The 20989-nt window shown below is 41.5% G+C and carries 14 protein-coding genes; 12 read left to right on the forward strand and 2 right to left on the reverse strand.

Annotated features, from left to right (window positions below; genetic code table 11):
* The first annotated feature begins 26 nt into the window (after positions 1-26).
* On the forward strand, positions 27-2846 hold the full coding sequence (infB, locus tag U735_RS0102875; RefSeq protein WP_031442385.1) for a translation initiation factor IF-2: 2820 nt from the start codon (positions 27-29) through the stop codon (positions 2844-2846).
* Positions 2847-2892: 46 nt separating this feature from the next.
* Here the strand turns inward: infB and U735_RS0102880 are convergent, their stop codons facing one another.
* Positions 2893-3264: an SPOR domain-containing protein gene (locus U735_RS0102880; RefSeq protein ID WP_031442386.1), complete on the reverse strand. Its 372-nt coding sequence runs from the start codon at positions 3262-3264 to the stop codon at positions 2893-2895.
* A gap of 229 nt (positions 3265-3493) precedes the next feature.
* On the opposite strand from U735_RS0102880, the gene U735_RS0102885 reads away from it, so the two are divergent.
* From U735_RS0102885 to U735_RS0102925, 9 genes are all read left to right on the forward strand, one after another.
* Positions 3494-4822 carry a c-type cytochrome gene (locus U735_RS0102885; RefSeq protein WP_031442387.1) on the forward strand — a complete coding sequence of 443 codons (1329 nt, stop codon included), beginning with the start codon at positions 3494-3496 and terminating at the stop codon, positions 4820-4822.
* A gap of 35 nt (positions 4823-4857) precedes the next feature.
* On the forward strand, positions 4858-7977 hold the full coding sequence (locus tag U735_RS0102890) for a TAT-variant-translocated molybdopterin oxidoreductase (RefSeq protein ID WP_031442388.1): 3120 nt from the start codon (positions 4858-4860) through the stop codon (positions 7975-7977).
* A 33-nt stretch (positions 7978-8010) separates the two neighbouring features.
* Positions 8011-9759 carry an NrfD/PsrC family molybdoenzyme membrane anchor subunit gene (gene nrfD / locus U735_RS0102895; protein ID WP_083260612.1) on the forward strand — a complete coding sequence of 583 codons (1749 nt, stop codon included), beginning with the start codon at positions 8011-8013 and terminating at the stop codon, positions 9757-9759.
* 2 nt (positions 9760-9761) lie between these two features.
* Complete coding sequence (locus U735_RS0102900; RefSeq protein ID WP_031442390.1) at positions 9762-10283, forward strand: DUF3341 domain-containing protein; 522 nt, start codon at positions 9762-9764, stop codon at positions 10281-10283.
* Between the two features lie 11 nt (positions 10284-10294).
* The gene (locus U735_RS0102905; protein WP_031442391.1) at positions 10295-10855 is read left to right on the forward strand and encodes a c-type cytochrome; all 561 of its coding nucleotides are present in this window, start codon (positions 10295-10297) and stop codon (positions 10853-10855) included.
* Between the two features lie 18 nt (positions 10856-10873).
* On the forward strand, positions 10874-12187 hold the full coding sequence (locus U735_RS0102910; protein ID WP_031442392.1) for a hypothetical protein: 1314 nt from the start codon (positions 10874-10876) through the stop codon (positions 12185-12187).
* A gap of 34 nt (positions 12188-12221) precedes the next feature.
* The gene (locus U735_RS0102915; RefSeq protein WP_031442393.1) at positions 12222-13280 is read left to right on the forward strand and encodes a cytochrome c oxidase subunit II; all 1059 of its coding nucleotides are present in this window, start codon (positions 12222-12224) and stop codon (positions 13278-13280) included.
* A 47-nt stretch (positions 13281-13327) separates the two neighbouring features.
* Positions 13328-15148 (forward strand): cytochrome c oxidase subunit I, encoded by a 1821-nt coding sequence (locus tag U735_RS0102920; RefSeq protein WP_031442394.1) that lies wholly within the window; start codon positions 13328-13330, stop codon positions 15146-15148.
* 198 nt (positions 15149-15346) lie between these two features.
* Entirely contained in the window at positions 15347-16171 is an 825-nt protein-coding gene (locus tag U735_RS0102925) for a GIN domain-containing protein (protein WP_031442395.1), read from the forward strand.
* On the opposite strand, the gene U735_RS0102930 is transcribed toward U735_RS0102925, so the two are convergent.
* Positions 16168-18432, reverse strand: a complete 2265-nt coding sequence (locus U735_RS0102930; RefSeq protein ID WP_031442396.1) for an acyl-CoA dehydrogenase family protein — start codon at positions 18430-18432, stop codon at positions 16168-16170. The two genes, U735_RS0102925 and U735_RS0102930, sit on opposite strands and share 4 nt — an antisense overlap.
* Before the next feature lie 151 nt (positions 18433-18583).
* On the opposite strand from U735_RS0102930, the gene ruvB reads away from it, so the two are divergent.
* On the forward strand, positions 18584-19606 hold the full coding sequence (gene ruvB / locus U735_RS0102935) for a Holliday junction branch migration DNA helicase RuvB (protein ID WP_031442397.1): 1023 nt from the start codon (positions 18584-18586) through the stop codon (positions 19604-19606).
* Between the two features lie 56 nt (positions 19607-19662).
* Positions 19663-20985 carry a cytochrome P450 gene (locus U735_RS0102940; protein WP_232233155.1) on the forward strand — a complete coding sequence of 441 codons (1323 nt, stop codon included), beginning with the start codon at positions 19663-19665 and terminating at the stop codon, positions 20983-20985.
* Positions 20986-20989 lie beyond the last annotated feature (4 nt).

Genomic DNA, 20989 nt, shown 5'->3' on the forward strand with positions numbered 1-20989 from the left:
AATTACAAGAATAGGAATTTTTTTTTATGGCGGATAATGCAACGATAAGGCTTAATAAAGTCCTAAGAGAACTTAATATTTCATTGGACCGTGCGGTAGACTATCTCGGGTCCAAAGGGCACGATATAGATGCACGGCCTACCACTAAAATATCCAATGAGGTGTATCAAGTTCTATTGGATGAGTTCCAAACGGACATGAGCAAGAAAGTTGCGTCCAAAGAGGTGGGTGAGGAAAAGAGGAAGGAAAAGGAAGCTATACGATTACAACTGGAGCAAGAGCAGGAAGAGAAAAAACTTGCTAGGGAGAAGAGGGCCGAGAAAGATAATGTTATCAAGGGTCGAGTGGAACTTGCCGGTCCAAAAACTGTCGGGAAGATAGATTTGGATGCTGGCAAAAAACCAGCTCCTGCCGAACCGGTTAAATCGGAAGAGGTAGTTCCTGAAAAAGCTCCTGAAAAAGCTCCCCAAAAAGTAGAAGAAAAGACTCCTGAAATAGTAGCCAAGGAAGAGTCCAAAGTAGAAGTTCCGGAGAAAGTGGAAGTTCCTGAGGATAAGAAGGAAGAAGTGGCTCCAAAACCGGAAGCGGTTAAACCTGAAGAGGTTAAAGAGGAAAAGGCAGTGAAGGAAGAGAAGAAGGCCGAGGCTCCTGCTGAGCAGGATGCGTCTGGTGAAAATGAGGTCATTGCTACCAAATATCAGAAGCTAAGTGGGCCAAAAATTATGGGGGACAAAATAGACCTCACAAAATTTGAAAAGCCCAAAAAGAAAAAAGAAGCACCAAAGGCCGGTGATACTTCCGATAGGAAAAAAAGAAGGAAGCGTATAGTTTCCAAACCTGGTACGGACTCTACGAGCAGGCCGCCAGCGGCAAAAGGAAGGGGTCCTGTTGTAAGACGGGCTCCCGGTCAGCGTTTTGTATCCAATGCCAAGGTAGAGCCTACCGAGGAAGATGTACAAAAACAGGTAAGGGAAACCTTGGAGAAACTTCAAGGGAAATCCAAAAAAGGAAAAGGTGCCAAGTATAGACGGGATAAGCGGGATCAGCACCGTCAACAGACTGAAAAGGACCTGGAGCAACAGGAACTGGAAAGTAAAATATTAAAGGTTACGGAATTCGTTACCGCCAGTGAGGTGGCTACAATGATGGATGTGCCCACTACTAAGATTATATCTGCTTGTATGTCCCTTGGAATCATGGTAACCATGAACCAGCGGCTGGATGCGGAGACTTTGTCCATTGTGGCCGATGAATTTGGTTACGAGGTTGAGTTTGTAACCGCCGACTTGGAAGAAAGTATCGTTGAGGACGAGGATTCTCCGGAAGATTTGGAACCAAGAGCTCCAATTGTTACGGTAATGGGGCATGTGGATCACGGTAAAACTTCTTTGTTGGATTACATAAGAAAGGAAAATGTTATTGCCGGGGAGAGCGGAGGAATTACCCAGCACATTGGTGCTTACGGGGTAACCTTGGAAAATGGTCAAATGATATCATTTTTGGATACTCCTGGTCACGAGGCGTTTACGGCAATGCGTGCCCGTGGAGCCCAAGTTACGGATATAGCGATTATTGTGGTTGCGGCAGATGATGATATTATGCCACAGACCAAGGAAGCCATAAGCCATGCGCAAGCGGCAGGAGTTCCCATAATTTTTGCGATCAACAAAATAGATAAGCCTACGGCCAATCCTGAAAAGATTAAGGATGGTCTGGCGCAAATGAACCTATTAGTGGAAGATTGGGGAGGAAAAATTCAGTCCCACGATATTTCGGCCAAAACCGGGCTCGGGGTTAAGGAATTGTTGGAAAAAGTGCTTTTGGAAGCGGAACTTCTGGAGCTGAAGGCCAATCCCAACAAGTTGGCTTCGGGTACAGTTGTGGAAGCCTTTTTGGATAAGGGAAGAGGATATGTATCCACAATTCTTGTACAGGCAGGTACTTTGAAAATAGGTGATTACGTCTTGGCCGGAACTTGCAGTGGTAAGGTAAAGGCCATGCACGATGAACGTGGCAATAGTATAAAAGAAGTAGGGCCTTCAAGACCAATATCCATATTGGGATTGGATGGAGCCCCCCAGGCAGGGGATAAGTTTAACGTTCTGGAGGATGAACGTGAAGCTAGACAAATTGCTACCAAGAGATCCCAATTATTGCGCGAGCAATCGGTTAGGACACAAAGACATATTACTTTGGATGAGATCGGACGACGTATTGCGTTGGGCGACTTTAAAGAATTGAACATAATCCTTAAAGGGGATGTGGATGGTTCTGTGGAGGCCTTGACGGATTCGTTCCAGAAATTGTCTACAGATGAAATACAGGTTAATATTATCCATAAAGCGGTTGGCCCAATTACGGAATCGGATGTGTTGTTGGCTTCTGCCTCGGATGCGGTTATCATTGGATTTAATGTAAGGCCAATGGGCAATGCCAGACAGGTGGCCGAAAAAGAGGAAATAGATATTAGAATGTACTCTATTATTTATGATGCCATCAATGATCTTAAGGATGCCATGGAGGGTATGTTGTCGCCTGAAATGAAAGAAGAGATTACAGGTACCGCTGAAATTCGTGAAACCTTTAAAATATCCAAAGTGGGTACCATTGCAGGTTGTATGGTGACCAGTGGAAAGATCTTCAGAAATTCAAGTATTAGATTGATCCGGGACGGTGTGGTTATCTACACTGGAGAGTTATCTTCATTGAAGAGGTTTAAGGACGATGTTAAAGAGGTATCCAAAGGTTATGATTGTGGATTGCAGGTAAAAAATTATAATGATATTCAGGAATTGGATATTGTGGAAGCATTCCAGGAAGTGGCTGTTAAGAAGAAATTGAAATAGCCGGATATTCCTTATTTAAATAGTAAACTATAAATGAAAAAACGACCTAATTGGTCGTTTTTTCTGGTTTTAATAGCATGGCGCTCGGGTATTTTTGCCTTACTTCTATGAGTTTGCGCTCCCCTTCCAATTGGGTCTTAAATCTCCCTATCCTAACCCTGTAGCTCGGGGATTCAAAATCGATTTTTGTAGGCCAATCAGGGAAGTCCTTATCTACATTTGCCTTCAGGGTTTCCGCTTCCTGAAAGGAGCCGAATCCAACCTGAATTCTGTAATGGCTGCTGTTTTCATTCACAGATTTGTAGATTCCCAATAGGTTGGTGATTTTTTCATCTTGCTGAATGTTGATATTGCCCTGTTGTCCATGGCAATAAAATATCGAACAGACTAAAATAAGGGTGGAAGAAATGGTTTTCATAGGGTATTTTTGTTATGAAATTTAGACATTACAAATGTAATTTATTCAGAATCAATCAAAAGATTTTATTTTTATTTAGAATTGGTATAAATTAGAAATTATCAATACCTTAACATTTCCCAAATAAAGTCTAATGCGTATTTTTGCCATCAATTTGAGCATGGTCGATTTATTTATTATTGTGAATGTATAAATATCATGCCAAACTTTCGATAGAAATATTTTTAATATGAAAAAGGTTCCATACCGCAATCTAATTTCTAAAGTTTTAGGTGTCAGTCTGGTAGTAGTATTACTGCTTTCAAATTCCCTTCTTGCGCAAGAATCTGCAGCGGCCCCATCGGGTGAAGGTGATGCTGTTAAGGGTAAACAGTTGTTTAACCAGAATTGTGCCGCGTGTCACGCTTTGAACAAAAAGATGACCGGTCCGGCTTTGGCAGGGGTCACTGAAAAGTATGATAAGGAGTGGCTTTATCAGTGGGTAAAGAACAGTCCTGCAATGATCAAAGCTGGGGATGCCGACGCCTTGAAAATTTACAACGAGTACAATCAGGCGGCAATGACACCTTTCCCGTTATTGTCCAATCAGGATATTGATGATATCCTTGCCTATACCGATGCTCCTCCGGTAGTAGCTGCTGCTCCTGTTGCAGTTGTGGAAGGTGCACAAGGTGGTGGAGCTTCCTCCGGTATCTCCAATGAGATTATATTGGGTGCGCTGGCCTTGGTTTTTGCTCTCTTGGTGATGATGTTGGTTTTGGTGAACAAAACCTTAAGACGTATTGCGGAGGCCAACGGAGTTGTTTTGGAAAAGGAGTTGGCGGAGAAAAGGTTGCCAATTTGGAAGGCTTTCGCCCAAAATCAATTTTTGGTTCTAGTGTTTTCTATTTTCCTTTTGTTGAGTGCTGCTTATTTTGCATATGGTTGGATGATGCAGGTTGGTGTGGATCAAGGATACGCCCCTATTCAGCCTATTCACTATTCCCATAAAATTCACGCTGGAGATAATGCCATAGAGTGTAAATATTGTCACTCTTCTGCCAGGGTTTCCAAAACTTCTGGAATACCATCCCTGAATGTTTGTATGAACTGTCATAAGTCTATTTATGAATATAAAGGAAATCCAGAAGGTCCAAGTCAAGAAGATTTGGCAAATGGTTATACCAATGAATTCTATACTGGTGAAATCAAGAAATTGTACAAGGCAGTAGGATGGGATGAAGAAAATCAAAAATATACTGGAGAATCCAAGCCTGTAGAATGGGTGAGAATCCATAATCTTCCTGATTTTGCTTACTTCAATCACTCCCAGCACGTTTCTGTTGCAGGAATTGAGTGTCAGACATGTCATGGTCCTGTTGAGGAAATGGAAATTATGTATCAGTACTCCCCACTGACCATGGGATGGTGTATAAACTGTCACCGTGAAACCAATGTTAAGGTGGAGGGTAATGAGTATTATGAAAAGATTCATGCTGAGCTTTCCCAAAAATATGGGGTAGATAAACTTACGGCCGCTCAGATGGGTGGATTGGAATGCGGTAAGTGTCACTATTAATCAAACTAACTAGAAGATAATTTCAGATATATAATATGTCATCAAACAAAAAATACTGGAAAAGCGAGGCGGAATTAAACCCCAACGATTCCATTGTTGAGACGCTAAGACAAAATGAATTTGTTCAAGAGATTCCTGTAGATGATTTCTTGGGTGATAAAGAAACATTGGCGGCATCTTCGACCAACAGAAGGGATTTTCTTAAGTACGTCGGATTTAGTACGGCTGCGGCTTCATTGGCAGCCTGTGAGGGTCCGGTGACCAAATCTATCCCCTACGTAGTGAAACCGGACAATATTATTCCCGGGGTGGCAAATTTTTATGCCACTACCATTGCGAATGGTTTTGATTTTGCCAGTATTTTGGTAAAGACCCGCGAGGGTAGACCTATTAAGATTGAAAATAATACCGATGCAAAAATTGGCGGTAGTGCCAATGCGCGTGTTCAGGCTTCTGTACTGTCATTGTATGATAGTACCCGTTTGCAAGGGCCTACCTTTAATGGGGAGCCTATTGCTTGGAGCGATTTGGATGCGGCGGTAAAATCTAAATTGGGGTCTCTAAAAAATTCGACTAAAAAAATCGCGATATTATCGCAAACATATGCAAGTCCTTCTACTTCTAGATTGATTGCTGAATTCAAGGAGGTATACGGAAATGTAGATCATGTTACTTATGATGCCATATCCGAGGATGCTGCGCTTTCTGCTTTTGAAGCCAAATATGGTGAAAGGGCTTTGGCGGATTATAATTTTGAGAACGCCGAGATCATTGTTTCCTTCGGTGCCGATTTCTTAGGGGATTGGCAAGGTGGTGGATACGATAGCGGATACTCCAAGGGTAGGATTCCTGTAAATGGAAAAATGTCCAAGCACGTGCAGTTCGAGGCCAATATGTCCTTGACCGGTGCCAATGCTGATAAAAGGGTTCCTTTGACCCCATCCGAGCAGAAAGTGGCTTTGGCTTATTTCTATGGGAAACTCAATGGTAATGCTGGTAGCGGAAACCTTCCTGAAAGCGCGAAAGCTGCATTGGATGCAGTAGCGGCACAGGTGTTAAAGAATAAGTCCAATGCCGTTGTTGTTACGGGAATTGAAGATGTTAATGCCCAAGCGGTTGTTTTGGCCATTAATGAAATGTTGGGAAGTAAGGCGTTTGATGCTACGGCTCCCAAGTATGTAAGGCAGGGTAACACTAAGGCGGTCAATGCCTTGTTGTCGGATTTAAAAGCTGGCAAAATAGGTGCTTTGTTTATGGACGGGGTTAACCCCGCCTACTCCTTGCCAAATGCGGCGGATTTTGTGGAAGGGATCAAGACAGTCGATTTAACTGTGGCTTTCTCCACCAATAGAAATGAGACTACAGAATTGGTGCAGTACGTTGGTGCTTCAAACCATTATTTGGAATCTTGGGGAGATGCCCAATTAAAGAAAGGACATTTTAGCCTTATGCAGCCTACTATAAAGGAGTTGTTCGATACTAGGCAGATCCAGACGGCAATGTTGCAATGGTTGGATAGTGATAATACTTATTACGATTATATAAAAGAAACTTGGAACTCGGGAATATTGGCAGGTAGTGACTGGAGTCAGGCATTGCACGATGGTGTTTTTGTTGCTGTTCCGGTAATGGATGAGGCTGTTTCTGCTACTGTTGCAGCTGTTGTAACGGAAGAGGCAGAAATGACTGCAGAGGTTCCTTTGGCTTCTGCAATTAGAAGCTTGTCCGGTGCTACTGCAGAAGGTATGGAGCTTACTTTGTATTCCAAAGTTGGTATGGGTGACGGACAGCAGGCAAGTAACCCTTGGTTACAAGAGTTTCCTGATCCTATCACCAGAGTTTCTTGGGATAACTATGTGACCGTTTCCAAAGCAGATGCGGAGAAATTGGCCTTGGTCAATGAAAATGTGGCAGATGGTGGATTAAACGGTAGTTATGTAAAACTTACGGTTGATGGTGTTGCTCTTGATGGTGTTCCTGTAATAATACAGCCGGGTCAAGCTCCTGGTTCATTAGGGCTTTCTTTTGGGTATGGGAAAACCGTGGGAATGAAAAGTGAAATGCAAACTGGGGTGAATGCCTATGCGTTGTATAAAGATTTTTCCAACATTCAATCGGTTAGTATAGAAAAGTCTGCTGGCATGCATGAGTTTGCTTGTGTTCAGTTACATAAGACTTTAATGGGTAGGGGAGATATTATAAAGGAGACTACCTTAGAGATATTTAATACAAAAGACGCCAAGGAATGGAATGTTGTTCCTGTAGTGTCATTGGATCATCAGGAAGTTCCTGCTACTACGGTAGATTTATGGGATAGTTTTGACCGATCAATAGGACATCATTTTAACTTGTCCATAGATTTGAATGCCTGTACTGGTTGTGGGGCCTGTGTTATAGCATGTCATGCAGAGAACAACGTGCCGGTGGTAGGGAAGGCTGAAGTTAGAAAATCAAGGGATATGCACTGGTTGCGTATCGATAGGTACTACAGCTCGGAAGATACTTTTGCGGAGGATGATACCAAGAAAGAAGAATTTGATGGCCTGTTCGGGGATAAGGGATCCTTGGGTGGATTTGGTGAAATGGAAGACCCTTCAACCAATCCTCAAGTGGCGTTCCAGCCTGTAATGTGCCAGCACTGTAACCACGCACCATGTGAGACTGTTTGTCCAGTTGCGGCAACTTCCCATGGGCGTCAAGGTCAAAACCATATGGCTTATAACAGATGTGTTGGAACTAGGTACTGTGCCAACAACTGTCCATATAAAGTTAGACGATTCAATTGGTTCTTGTATAATGAAAACGATGAGTTTGATTACCACATGAACAATGATCTAGGTAAGATGGTCATTAATCCAGATGTTACCGTTAGATCTAGAGGTGTTATGGAAAAATGCTCTATGTGTATCCAAAAGACCCAGAAGACAATTTTAGATGCCAAAAGGGATGGCCGTGTTGTTAAGGATGGGGAGTTTCAAACCGCCTGTTCTGCAGCATGTAGTAATGGTGCTATGAAGTTCGGGGATGTAAATGATGCCGAGAGTGAAATTGTGAAATTAAAGGAAAGTAACCGCATGTATCACTTATTGGAGCATGTTGGGACCAAACCAAATGTTTTTTATCACGTGAAAGTGAGGAATACGAACGAAGCTTAATCAAATTAAAGGAACGTAACTATATATCAAATTATGGCGTCGCATTACGAAGCACCTATACGAAAACCCTTAGTTCTTGGAGATAAAGGATACCACGATGTAACCGTGGACATTGCAGCTCCGGTTGAAGGGAAGGCCAATAAGCATTGGTGGATTGTATTTTCCATTGCATTAGCGGCATTCCTATGGGGTGTTGGCTGTATAATTTACACGGTATCTACAGGTATCGGTACATGGGGATTAAATAAAACAGTAGGCTGGGCCTGGGATATTACCAACTTCGTTTGGTGGGTAGGTATTGGCCACGCTGGAACCTTGATCTCTGCGGTACTTTTACTGTTTAGACAGAAATGGAGAATGGCAATTAACCGTTCTGCGGAGGCGATGACCATTTTCTCGGTTGTACAGGCAGGATTGTTCCCTATTATCCACATGGGTCGTCCATGGTTGGCTTATTGGGTATTGCCTATCCCAAACCAGTTTGGGTCGCTTTGGGTAAACTTTAATTCGCCGTTGCTTTGGGATGTATTTGCTATCTCAACCTACCTTTCTGTATCTCTGGTATTCTGGTGGACAGGTTTGTTGCCGGATTTTGCAATGATACGGGATAGGGCGGTTAGGCCTTTCCAAAAAAAGATATACAGTTTAATAAGTTTTGGATGGACAGGGCGAGCCAAGGATTGGCAGCGTTTTGAGGAAGTTTCCTTGGTTTTGGCAGGTTTGGCCACGCCATTGGTACTTTCTGTACATACTATTGTATCCTTTGACTTTGCTACATCGGTAATACCGGGATGGCATACTACCATCTTTCCACCTTACTTCGTTGCTGGGGCTATTTTCTCTGGTTTCGCCATGGTTAACACCTTGTTGATCATTATGAGGAAAGTTTGTCATTTGGAGGCTTATATTACTGTACAGCATATAGAGTTGATGAACATAGTAATTATGTTGACCGGTTCTATTGTGGGCTGTGCTTATATCACCGAGTTGTTCATGGCTTGGTACTCCGGAGTGGAGTACGAACAGTATGCATTCTTGAACAGGGCTACCGGTCCTTACTGGTGGGCATATTGGGCAATGATGACCTGTAACGTGTTCTCACCGCAATTTATGTGGTTCAAAAAGCTTAGGACCAGTATTATGTTTTCCTTCTTTATCTCTATTGTGGTAAACATAGGGATGTGGTTTGAGCGATTTGTAATTATCGTAACTTCATTGCACAGGGATTACCTTCCATCTTCATGGACCATGTTCTCCCCAACATTTGTGGATATAGGAATTTTCATCGGAACCATAGGATTCTTCTTCGTACTGTTCTTATTGTACGCCAGAACATTCCCGGTTATTGCTCAGGCAGAAGTGAAGTCTATTTTGAAATCCTCAGGGGAGAAGTATAAGAAATTGAGGGATGCAGGAAAGCCTTTGTATGAGATATCCAAAGGTAAAACAGTTGTGAAGGAAAAGGAACCAATTACTGATGATGTGTTGATGGGAGAAGTTGTTCCTAAGGTTGGTGATAAAGTAGGGGTTTCCGAACTTTTGGGAACTATAGGTACATTTGATCCTACCAAGGAGACGGCGGATGACCTTAAGAAGATTAAAGGTATTGGGCCCCAAATGGAAGCTACTTTGAATCAAATAGGAATATACACCTTCGCACAAGTTGGGCGTATGACAGATAAAGAGTATGATTTGTTGGATTCTATTACAGAATCATTCCCGGGTAGGGCGCAAAGAGACGATTGGGCAGGACAAGCAAAGATTTTAAATAATAAGAAATAATTATGGCGTCGAAAGTTATACATGCTTTTTATAATGATGACGATGTGCTAATGCATGCTGTTAAAAAGGTAAAAGCGGCAAAGCATCATATTGAAGAAGTTTATTGTCCTTTTCCGGTGCATGGTTTGGACAAGGCTATGGGGCTAGCCCCAACCAGGATTGCAATAACGTCCTTTATGTATGGCTGTGTTGGTCTTACAGTGGCAATCGTAATGATGAATTACATTATGATCCAGGACTGGCCTCAGGATATTGGCGGTAAGCCCAGTTTTAGCTATTTGGAGAACATGCCGGCTTTTGTGCCTATCATGTTTGAGCTAACGGTATTTTTCGCGGCGCATTTAATGGTAATAACTTTTTACCTTAGAAGTAGGTTATGGCCTTTTAAAGAAGCTGAAAATCCTGATGTTAGAACAACAGATGATCATTTTTTAATGGAAATCGAAATTCATGACAACGAGCAGGAATTGAAGGATTTGTTGATGGATACGGGTGCAGTCGAAATTAATATTACAGAAAAGTAGTCATAGATATTATGAACAGTTTTAGCAAAATAGGAGTCTTGTTTGGTTTGGTATTATTAGTTGCTTCTTGTGCAAACACGAATAGCAGAAACTATCAATACATGCCCAATATGTATGAGTCCGTAGGTTATGAGACCTATCAGAAAGTGGATTTTCTTCCAGATGGGATGGAAGCTGGGCTTCCGGCCGAAAATACCGTAGCAAGGGGATGGATACCTTACGGAATTGAAAATACTATGGAGGGAAAGGAATTGGCAAGGCTTAACCCAAGTCCATTGGATTCTCTAAATCAAGAGGCCAATCTAGCTGTGGGTAAGGAATTATATACCATTTATTGTGCAATCTGTCACGGCGATAAGGGAGACGGCCAAGGTAACCTAGTGAAAAGGGAAAAGATATTGGGTGTGCCCAGTTATGCCGATGTAGCTAGAAACATAACTGTTGGTACTTCATATCATGCCATCTATTACGGATTGAATTCTATGGGTTCCTATGCAGGGCAATTGGATACTGAAGAGCGTTGGAAGGTTTCTGAATACGTAATGAAATTGAAACAAGATTTAACAAAATAAGACCTAGATATTAGCAATATGTACACTTTTTCAAATAGATTAAAAATTGCTTCCTTCATTTTAATGGCTGTAGGCGTTTTGGGAATTGGTATCGGTTTTATGGCTGCGCCAAGCACTGTAGAGGAGGCAAAGGCAATTGTTGCCGGACACGGAGACGGTCATGGGGATGCCCATGCGGTTGCAGAGGGTCATGGTGACGAAATGGGACATGGAGATGCACATGATGCATCGCATGATGAACATCTATTGCACCAGTTGCAAAACAAACCATGGGCAGCATTATATGTAGCAGCTTTCTTCTTTTTTATGATAGCTTTGGGGGTATTGGCGTTTTACGCTATTCAGCGTGCAGCACAGGCGGGTTGGTCGCCATTGCTTTTCAGGGTTATGGAGGGAATTACGGCTTATTTGGTACCAGGTGGTATCATAGTATTTGTAATATTGGCCTTATCGGTAGCACATATGAATCACTTGTTCGTGTGGATGGACCCAGAGGTAGTTGCGCATGATACTCTTTTGCAAGGGAAGGCAGGTTTCCTTAATGGTACCTTTTTCTTGATCAGGGCTGCGGTCTTCTTGGGAGGTTGGATTTTATATAGGGAGTATTCCCGAAAGTTGTCCTTGGCTCAGGATGAATCTAACGATGACTCCAATTTTAAACTGAATTTTAGGATATCTGCGGCATTTTTGGTATTCTATCTTATATCTGAGTCCATGATGTCCTGGGATTGGATTATGAGCGTAGATCCACATTGGTTCAGCACCTTGTTCGGATGGTATATCTTTGCAAGTATGTTTGTGTCCGGTATTACTGTTATTGCCATGGTTACGATCTATCTTAAATCTAGGGGCTATTTGCCAGATGTTAACGATAGCCATATTCACGATTTGGCTAAATTTATGTTCGGTATCAGTATTTTCTGGACCTATTTATGGTTCTCCCAGTTTATGTTGATTTGGTATTCGAATATTCCTGAAGAGGTAACTTATTATGTTACCAGGATAGCCGATTTTAACCTGCCATTTTTTGGTATGGTGGCCATGAACTTTTTGTTCCCTGTACTTTTGCTTATGAACAGTGATTTTAAAAGGGTTAATTGGTTCGTTATCATGACCGGTATAGTAATTTTGGCCGGACATTATTTGGATATTTTTAACGCCATTATGCCGGCTACCGTTGGAGATCAATGGTTTATTGGTATCCCTGAAATTGGGTCTATTTTATTCTTTGCAGGATTGTTTATCTTTTTTGTATTTAGAGCGTTGACCAAGGCTCCATTGCAGCCAAAGCGCAATCCGTTTATTGAAGAGAGTAAGCATTTTCATTATTAGTATTTAGTATATAAGTATAATTTCAAATCATACGATGACTCCATTATTGACCATAGTTGTTTTAGTATTAGTGGCAATTGCAATCTGGCAAATGACCAAGATATTCGAATTGTCACAAATTAGAGCTAGCAATTCCCAAGTAGCAAGTGAAACGGATAATAAATACAATGGGTATTTGATGTTCGCTTTTCTAATTTTCCTTTATGGAATTACCATTTTTAGCTTCTGGAAATATTCTAAAGTACTTTTGCCAGAAGCTGCTTCCGAGCATGGCGGGGGGTATGATTCGTTAATGGTTCTTTCATTTGTAATAATTTTTATTGTACAGACCTTAACCCAGTTTCTGTTGCACTACTTCGCTTATAAGTATAGGGGAGACAGGGAAAGAAAGGCTTTGTTCTATGCGGATAACGACCGTTTGGAGTTTATATGGACCATTATTCCTGTTATTGTTTTGGCAGGTTTAATTTTGTGGGGATTATATGCTTGGACCAATATTATGGATATCAATGACGAGGATGATCCTTTGACTATTGAATTATATGCCCAACAGTTTAACTGGACTGCAAGGTATGCGGGTAATGATAATGTTTTGGGCGATGCCAATGTTAGAATGATAGATATTGACAATGCAAATGTTTTAGGGTTGGACAATTCTGATCCAAATGCGGCCGATGATATTATTGTTAAGGAATTGCATTTGCCCGTAGGGCGCAAGGTTAATTTTAAGATGCGTTCCCAGGATGTGCTGCACTCTGCATATATGCCACATTTTAGGGCTCAGATGAACTGTGTACCTGGTATGATTACCCAGTTTTCATTTACCCCTACCATTACCACTGCTGAAATGAGGCAAAATCCTGATGTTGTTGATAAGGTAAAACGTATAAATGGGATCAGGGCCGAAAAGGCCGCTAAGGGTATGGATAATTCAGACCCTTGGGAATTTGATTACATTTTGTTGTGTAACAAGATATGTGGGAAGTCGCACTACAATATGCAAATGAAAATTATTGTTGAAACTGAGGAGGAATATAATGCTTGGATAGCAAGTCAGCAGACTTTTGGTAAGTCCATGGCTTCGGCACAATAATTTTAGTATTTAAATAATAACTTTATAAAAAATTTAAAAATAGAACTATGTCTGTAACAGCTCACGCACACGTAGAAGACCATTCAGATGACCACGGACATCATCACAAAGAAACCTTTGTGACGAAGTATATTTTTAGTCAAGATCATAAAATGATTTCCAAGCAGTATTTGATTACTGGACTTATAATGGGATTCATAGGTATTATGATGTCTCTGTTGTTTAGAATGCAGTTGGCATGGCCAGGGGAATCTTTTCCAATTTTTGAAGCCATTTTGGGTAAATGGGCACCAGGAGGTGTTATGGATGCAGATGTTTATTTGGCATTGGTAACCATTCACGGTACTATCATGGTATTCTTTGTTTTAACGGCAGGATTAAGCGGAACCTTCAGTAACTTGTTGATTCCCCTTCAAATTGGAGCTAGGGATATGGCTTCAGGGTTCTTGAACATGGTTTCGTACTGGTTGTTCTTTTTGTCCAGTGTAATTATGGTTATTTCACTTTTTGTTGAAGCCGGACCTGCTGCTGCGGGATGGACAGTTTATCCTCCGCTTAGTGCACTTCCAATGGCACAACCTGGTTCCGGAATGGGAATGACGCTTTGGTTGGTAGCTATGGCTATATTTATAGCATCTTCCTTATTGGGGTCATTGAACTATATTGTTACGGTAATTAATCTTAGGACCAAAGGAATGTCAATGACCAGACTGCCTTTGACCATTTGGGCGTTTTTCGTTACCGCGATTATAGGTGTGATTTCTTTCCCGGTATTATTATCAGCTGCGTTGCTGTTGATAATGGATAGAAGCTTTGGTACTTCCTTTTTCCTGTCGGATATTTTTATCCAAGGTGAGGTATTACATTATCAAGGTGGTTCTCCAGTATTGTACGAGCATTTATTCTGGTTTTTAGGACACCCTGAGGTGTATATCGTTATCCTGCCTGCTATGGGTATGGTATCGGAGATTATGGCGGTAAACGCCCGTAAACCTATTTTTGGATATAGGGCAATGATTGCCTCTATTTTGGCAATTGCATTCCTGTCCACAATTGTTTGGGGTCACCATATGTTTATTTCCGGTATGAATCCTTTCCTAGGTTCCGTGTTTACCTTTACTACATTATTGATCGCTATTCCATCTGCTGTTAAGGCATTTAACTGGATAACTACCTTGTGGAAAGGTAATCTTCAATTAAACCCTGGAATGCTATTTTCTATAGGAATGGTTTCTACGTTTATTTCTGGTGGACTAACAGGAATTATTCTTGGGGACAGTACCTTGGATATTAATGTACACGACACATATTTTGTGGTGGCCCACTTCCACTTGGTAATGGGTATATCTGCTCTTTATGGTTTGTTTGCAGGTGTTTACCATTGGTTCCCTAAGATGTTCGGAAAAATGATGAACAAGAATTTGGGTTATGTGCATTTTTGGATTACTGCTGTCTGTTCTTATGGGGTTTTCTTCCCGATGCATTTTGTTGGAATGGCAGGGGTGCCACGTAGGTACTATGAGAATACCGCTTTTCCAATGTTTGATGACTTGACCGATATTCAGGTGTTAATGACGGTTTTTGCGCTTATTGCAGCTGGGGCCCAATTAATATTTGCCTTCAATTTTATTAGAAGTATTTTCTACGGAAGTAAGGCTGTTCAGAATCCATGGAAAGCAACTAGCTTGGAATGGACTACACCAGTAGAACATATTCACGGCAACTGGCCTGGAGCAATTCCAGAAGTACACAGATGGCCATATGATTATAGCAAAACCGATGAAAACGGGGAATATATAATTCCAGGACAGGATTTTGTACCTCAAACCATGCCACTTTATGAGGGTGAGGAGGAGTTACAGCATTAACGATTGGAAAACAACAAATTTTAAAAGTCCATCCCTAAGATGGACTTTTTTTGTACCTTCCATTTACATATGGTAAATCTGCGAAACCTTTGGGTTTTGCAGGCTATATGAATTAATTGCAAATTTATGGCGATACAATTTCCAAGGCTATCGCAGTTTATTAGATAAGGATCTATTATGTATTATAAATCATTAGGAGTGAGACACATACTTTTATTTTTCATGTTATTGGTTGGCTGTTTGGTCTATTCTCAGCGTAAACCCAAAATTAAAGGCAATAGAAATGTGATAGAAGTGAGGGAGACCCTGCCGCCTTTTAATGCCGTTCAACTGGATGACGATCTGGATATTAACCTACAGGCCGCAACATCTGGGGAGTATATAATAGAAGCTGACGACAATTTAATCGATATTTTAAAGTTTAGGGTAGAGAATGAAACGCTTATCATAAGTTCTTATTACAGAGTAACCTCCAAGAAGAGACTGAACATTACCGTTAATTTTAATGAATTGTTCCTTATCAATGCCAATGACGGGAATATTGTGGTCAAAAACCGTTTTTCTACCGAGTTTCTAGAGGTAAATACTAGGGGGTCCGGAAGGGTGGAAATAGATGTGGATGCCGATGCAATGCAAATAACCATGAACGATAATAGTAAGGGGAATTTTAAGGTAGACAGTGATACCTTAAACATTCGCTTGGCAGAAAAGGCGGATTTAAGATTGTTTGGGGTTATGGAAAATACTGTTTTGGATATGCAACGTAATTCCAAGGCCGATTTGGAAGGTTTTACCGATGTTTTTCAGTTTCATTTATTGGACGCTTCCGACCTAAAGGCAAAAAGATTGGAAGCCAATTCTGTCGAAGCCAATTTGGAAGGCAGCTCTTCTGCCGAAGTCTTGTCAACGGCAACGGTGGACCTCAATTCCAAAGGAGATTCCAAGACCTATGTATTTGGTGATAGCAAAATTAACCTGCTGGAATTCCTTGATACTTCAGAGCTATATCGGCGTAAAAATTAGCGACTAATTGGGGCCGTTAAACAGTGATCCGGAATCCCAAAACCATCTACCAAAACCTCGATATGAGGTCTAAACTCCGTACTTAAACGCTCTACACGCTGTCGTATGGCTTTGGACTTGGTGCCTCCCAAATAGCCCTGTTCCAAATACCATGAGGCATCTTCCCGAATTTCGGACAATGCAAAGAGGCATCCAAGTTTTTGAAATAGCTGTTGGTTCTTCTTGTCTTCTATTGTTTCTGTAAACTGTAAGTAAGTATTATAGGCCAATTCACAACTATAGGCTTTTCCCAGGGCTATTAAATGGGTTTGTACTTTTAAGAAGGCCTGATAAGTGGGGACCCCTTTCTTGATATAGTCCCTGATTCGCATAGCTGCGGAATAGGTTAATCTTCTTGTTCTGTAATCAAAGGCATGTTGGTGGAACTTGGGATTGTATAAATGCTCCTTATCTACCTTGTTGGCATATATGGGGTTTATAGTGACCAATTTGTCGCTGATCTGGGTGCCTAACAACTTAAATACTGCCGAAAATCCTGCGCTGTTGAATTCCGTATTAAAATCGGACATAATTCCTTTGGCGGCCAATTGTAATAGTACCGTGTTGTCCCCTTCAAAGGTGGTAAATATATCCACATCGCCCTTGAGGTCGGCAATTCTATTTTCCAATAGGTAGCCTTTACCTCCGCAGGCTTCACGACATTCCTGTATGGTTTCGTTTGCGAACCACGTTATAATTGCCTTTAATCCGGCCACCTGGGTTTCTATTTTTCGTTTATCGGTTATGCTGTCATCACTATAGATTTTCATTAAAGAATCCAAGGTTATCTGGTATACATAAGATTTGGCAATGGCGGGGGTAAGCCGCAGTTGGTGCGATGGGTAATCCATGATTAAATCCTCTTGGATTTTTAGGTTGTCATTGAACTGCCTTCTTTGTAGGGCATATTTCACTGCAATGGCCAAAGACATTTTTGCCCCGCTCAAAGCTCCTTTGGCCACGCAGATTCGTCCGCCAACAAGGGTGCCGAGCATGGTAAAAAAGCGCTTATTTGGGTTTTTTATATCGGAATAATAGCTGCCATCAGACTTAATATCTCCATATTTATTTAAAAGATTCTCCCGTGGCACCTTAACTTGGTCGAACCAAATTTTACCATTGTCAACCCCGTTAAGCCCTAATTTATAGCCATTATCTTCAATGCGAACGCCCGGCATTAGACGATTTTCACTATCTCTTAAAGGTACTAAAATAGCATGGACACCGTGATTTTTGCCATCAACGATCAATTGGGCAAATACCGAGGCCATTGTACCGTGCAGTGCATTTCCTATATATTCCTTGTTGTCGTTTTTACCTGGGGTGTGAATGGTAATGTTGTCCTCTTTCTTGTTGTAGGTAGCGGTTGTTTTTATCCCCCTTACATTGGATCCGTGACCCGTTTCGGTCATGGCGAAACATCCGAGTAATTTGGCTTCCCCAATAGCGGTCAAATAGCGGTCATGGTGTTTTTTTGTTCCCAACTTCTGAATACTACCTCCAAAAAGCCCAAATTGAACCCCAAATTTCACGGTGAGGCTTCCGTCCACATACATCAGATTTTCAAAAATGGTGGCATATAACGGCATATTTCCTGTTCCCCCGTAAGCTTCCGGATAGGCCATGGCGCCATATCCTGCTTTGGCCAGATATTGCACCTGGGTTAGTACCTTCTCCCTAAAGTTCTCCTTGTTCTTTATTATTTCCCAAGAAAAAATGGAATTGCTTAGGGCTTCCCTAAATTCATCTATTTCGCGGTGGTTCGTGCCTTTGAAGATTTGGTCAATTTCCTTTGGGTCATAGAAATTGGATGTTTTTTCCAAAACAACTTCCACCTCGAACAAGTGGTGGTAATGGTTGGGTTGTATTCCGAGGTTTGTTTCAATGGCGGACAAATCTTCATTAAATACATGCTCCGAACCATTTTGTGATATTAATTTCTTGCTAAACGAAGTCAAAGGATGGTTGTCGCCTTCTACCAATTTGATGCCAGAATTGGAAATGGCCCGTTGCCACGATTTTATTTCCGTATCCAAAGGTGGCTGGGCGGTGTTGAGCCAACTGTTCAGGGTTTCCCTGTCTTTTTTGGAAAGATTTTGATCATCGTCGATTATCTTTTTTACAACGGCAATCTCTGAAAGGGTCAAAAGATCATCGGACCAAATAACAAAAAAGAAAGGTATATACTGTAGAATACTGGGTGGATATGTTGTCTTTATCATAATATGAATTTACATTATTTTTATTTTAAAATCTCTCTCCGGGACAGGATTAGGAAAATTTTGGGACTGTTCTTAGGTGGTTATAATTGTGTGGCTCTTATGTACGGTTTCCTTCAAAAACTATCCTAATTTCCATTATCTTTGTTGGAGTATGAATGAGAACCTAGATCCCACAGCGAGTAATTTTTCCAACGAGGAATTCGATATTGAAAGGGCGTTGCGTCCTATTTCCTTTGATGATTTTACCGGGCAGGAACAAGTTCTGGAAAACCTTAAGATATTTGTTCAGGCAGCTAATTTAAGGGGTGAAGCCCTGGACCACACCTTGTTCCATGGCCCTCCAGGTCTTGGGAAGACCACTTTGGCCCATATCCTGGCCAATGAATTGGGGGTGGGCATTAAAATGACTTCGGGCCCTGTGTTGGATAAGCCAGGGGATTTGGCAGGCCTACTGACCAACTTGGACGAAAGGGATGTTTTGTTCATTGATGAGATCCATAGATTGAGTCCTATTGTGGAGGAGTATTTATATTCCGCTATGGAGGATTATAAGATAGATATTATGATAGAATCGGGTCCCAATGCCCGATCGGTACAGATCAATTTAAACCCCTTTACCTTGATTGGGGCAACAACCCGCTCTGGTCTGTTAACAGCTCCAATGAGGGCCCGTTTTGGTATTCAGAGCAGATTACAATACTATTCCACGGAACTTCTTTCTACTATAGTGGAGCGTAGTGCCGAAATATTAAAGACTCCTATTACCCAACAGGCCGCCATTGAAATAGCCGGTAGAAGTAGGGGTACTCCCAGAATATGCAATGCCTTGTTAAGAAGGGTCCGGGACTTTGCACAAATAAAAGGGAATGGAAAGATCGACATAGAAATCTCCCAGTTTGGACTGAAAGCTTTGAATGTGGATGCCCATGGATTGGATGAAATGGACAACAAGATATTGACAACCATTATAGACAAGTTTAAAGGAGGCCCAGTAGGGATTACTACTTTGGCTACCGCGGTCTCTGAAAGTGCAGAAACCATAGAGGAAGTTTATGAACCTTTTTTGATCCAGCAAGGATTTATTATGAGAACCCCGAGAGGTAGGGAGGTTACAGAACTGGCCTATAGGCACTTGGGAAGAATAAAAGGGAATATCCAAGGAGGTCTGTTCTGATGTTTTCATTGGCCAAGGGTTTGTGCAGTAATAAAACCCTTTTTTAAATAATCAATTTGAAGTTAGTATCAAGATTTCAGGTCTTAAAAAATGCTAGGAGAATCCTAAAAAATCCCTTGCCCTTTCATCATGAAAATTTTGAGGCATATGGGGATTGTTTTAGAGTGCAATTAAGTACCAAGGAAATAGTTCTTTTTACAAGAAATCCCGGTCTAATAAAGCACATACTTCAAAAACAGCACAGGAAATATGAAAAATCCACTTTGCAAACAGTGGATTTGGCCAAGTATATTGGTCATGGAATATTAACATCCAGTGGTGAACATTGGCGCACACATAGAAGAATGGTGCAGCCGGCCTTTCATAAGAAAAAACTCCAAAATTTAATGGGGGTAATGAGGGAGGCTATACTTATGGAACTGGAACGAATAGAGCCTGGCAAGGTGCAGGACGTTTTTCCGCTTATGGGCGATCTTGCATTTCAGGTTGTTGCCAAATCCCTTTTTAGTAGTTCGGATATTCGCGAAAAGATGTCTCGCCTCCAACATATTACCGAGGCCAATCAGCGCATGTTGATCAAAGAAATGCGACAGCCTTATCTAAAATGGTGGTATAGGCTGAGTGGTAAAATTGATAAGCACTTGAAAATGGCCGGGGAAGGCAAGAGGCTACTTTTGGATATTATTGAAGAGCGGAGAAGTTCTGGATTGGAAAAAGATGATTTGTTGGATATGCTTCTTAGGGCACGATATGAGGATGGCTCCCCAATGCCGGATGGGCAATTGTTGGATGAAGTGTTGATTCTATTTACAGCAGGACATGAAACCACAGCCAATGCCCTTAGTTTCACCCTGTTTCTTTTGGCCAAAAATCCGTCCATTCAGGATCAGGTTTATGGGGAAGTGTCAAAGGTTAATTTTGAGGATAGCAATATTGATTTACTGCAAGGTGTGATGCAGCTTCAATTTGTTAAGCAATGTATAGAGGAGGCCCTAAGGTTGTATCCTCCGGCTTATGTAATAGATAGGGTGGCCACCGAAGATGATACTTTTGAAGATATTTTGCTGCCTAAGGGTACCATGGTGCTTATGTCCATTTACGAATTGCACCGCTATAGTAATTTTTGGGAAAGGCCACTGGAGTTTGACCCCAGCAGATTTAAGGAGGCGGACAAAAAGGATTATGGGGACTACTATTATCCGTTTGGGGCAGGCCCCAGAATGTGTGTAGGCAATAATTTTGCCATGTATGAAATGATCATTGCCATAGCGGAAATTGTGAAGAAGTATAGCATATCCAGCGATTTGAAAAACATAGAGATCAATCCTTTGATTTCACTTAAGCCAAAGGCTGTACCTTTAATGTTTACTGAACGATAATTTT

The sequence above is a fragment of the Arenibacter algicola genome, from assembly GCF_000733925.1.
Taxonomy (GTDB): domain Bacteria; phylum Bacteroidota; class Bacteroidia; order Flavobacteriales; family Flavobacteriaceae; genus Arenibacter; species Arenibacter algicola.

Bases quoted from the DNA above. Each gene is read 5' to 3' on its own strand.
- infB (WP_031442385.1), top strand. From the start codon at position 27: ATGGCGGATAATGCAACGATAAGGCTTAATAAAGTCCTAAGAGAACTT.
- U735_RS0102880 (WP_031442386.1), bottom strand. From the start codon at position 3,264: ATGAAAACCATTTCTTCCACCCTTATTTTAGTCTGTTCGATATTTTAT.
- U735_RS0102885 (WP_031442387.1), top strand. From the start codon at position 3,494: ATGAAAAAGGTTCCATACCGCAATCTAATTTCTAAAGTTTTAGGTGTC.
- U735_RS0102890 (WP_031442388.1), top strand. From the start codon at position 4,858: ATGTCATCAAACAAAAAATACTGGAAAAGCGAGGCGGAATTAAACCCC.
- nrfD (WP_083260612.1), top strand. From the start codon at position 8,011: ATGGCGTCGCATTACGAAGCACCTATACGAAAACCCTTAGTTCTTGGA.
- U735_RS0102900 (WP_031442390.1), top strand. From the start codon at position 9,762: ATGGCGTCGAAAGTTATACATGCTTTTTATAATGATGACGATGTGCTA.
- U735_RS0102905 (WP_031442391.1), top strand. From the start codon at position 10,295: ATGAACAGTTTTAGCAAAATAGGAGTCTTGTTTGGTTTGGTATTATTA.
- U735_RS0102910 (WP_031442392.1), top strand. From the start codon at position 10,874: ATGTACACTTTTTCAAATAGATTAAAAATTGCTTCCTTCATTTTAATG.
- U735_RS0102915 (WP_031442393.1), top strand. From the start codon at position 12,222: ATGACTCCATTATTGACCATAGTTGTTTTAGTATTAGTGGCAATTGCA.
- U735_RS0102920 (WP_031442394.1), top strand. From the start codon at position 13,328: ATGTCTGTAACAGCTCACGCACACGTAGAAGACCATTCAGATGACCAC.
- U735_RS0102930 (WP_031442396.1), bottom strand. From the start codon at position 18,432: ATGATAAAGACAACATATCCACCCAGTATTCTACAGTATATACCTTTC.
- ruvB (WP_031442397.1), top strand. From the start codon at position 18,584: ATGAATGAGAACCTAGATCCCACAGCGAGTAATTTTTCCAACGAGGAA.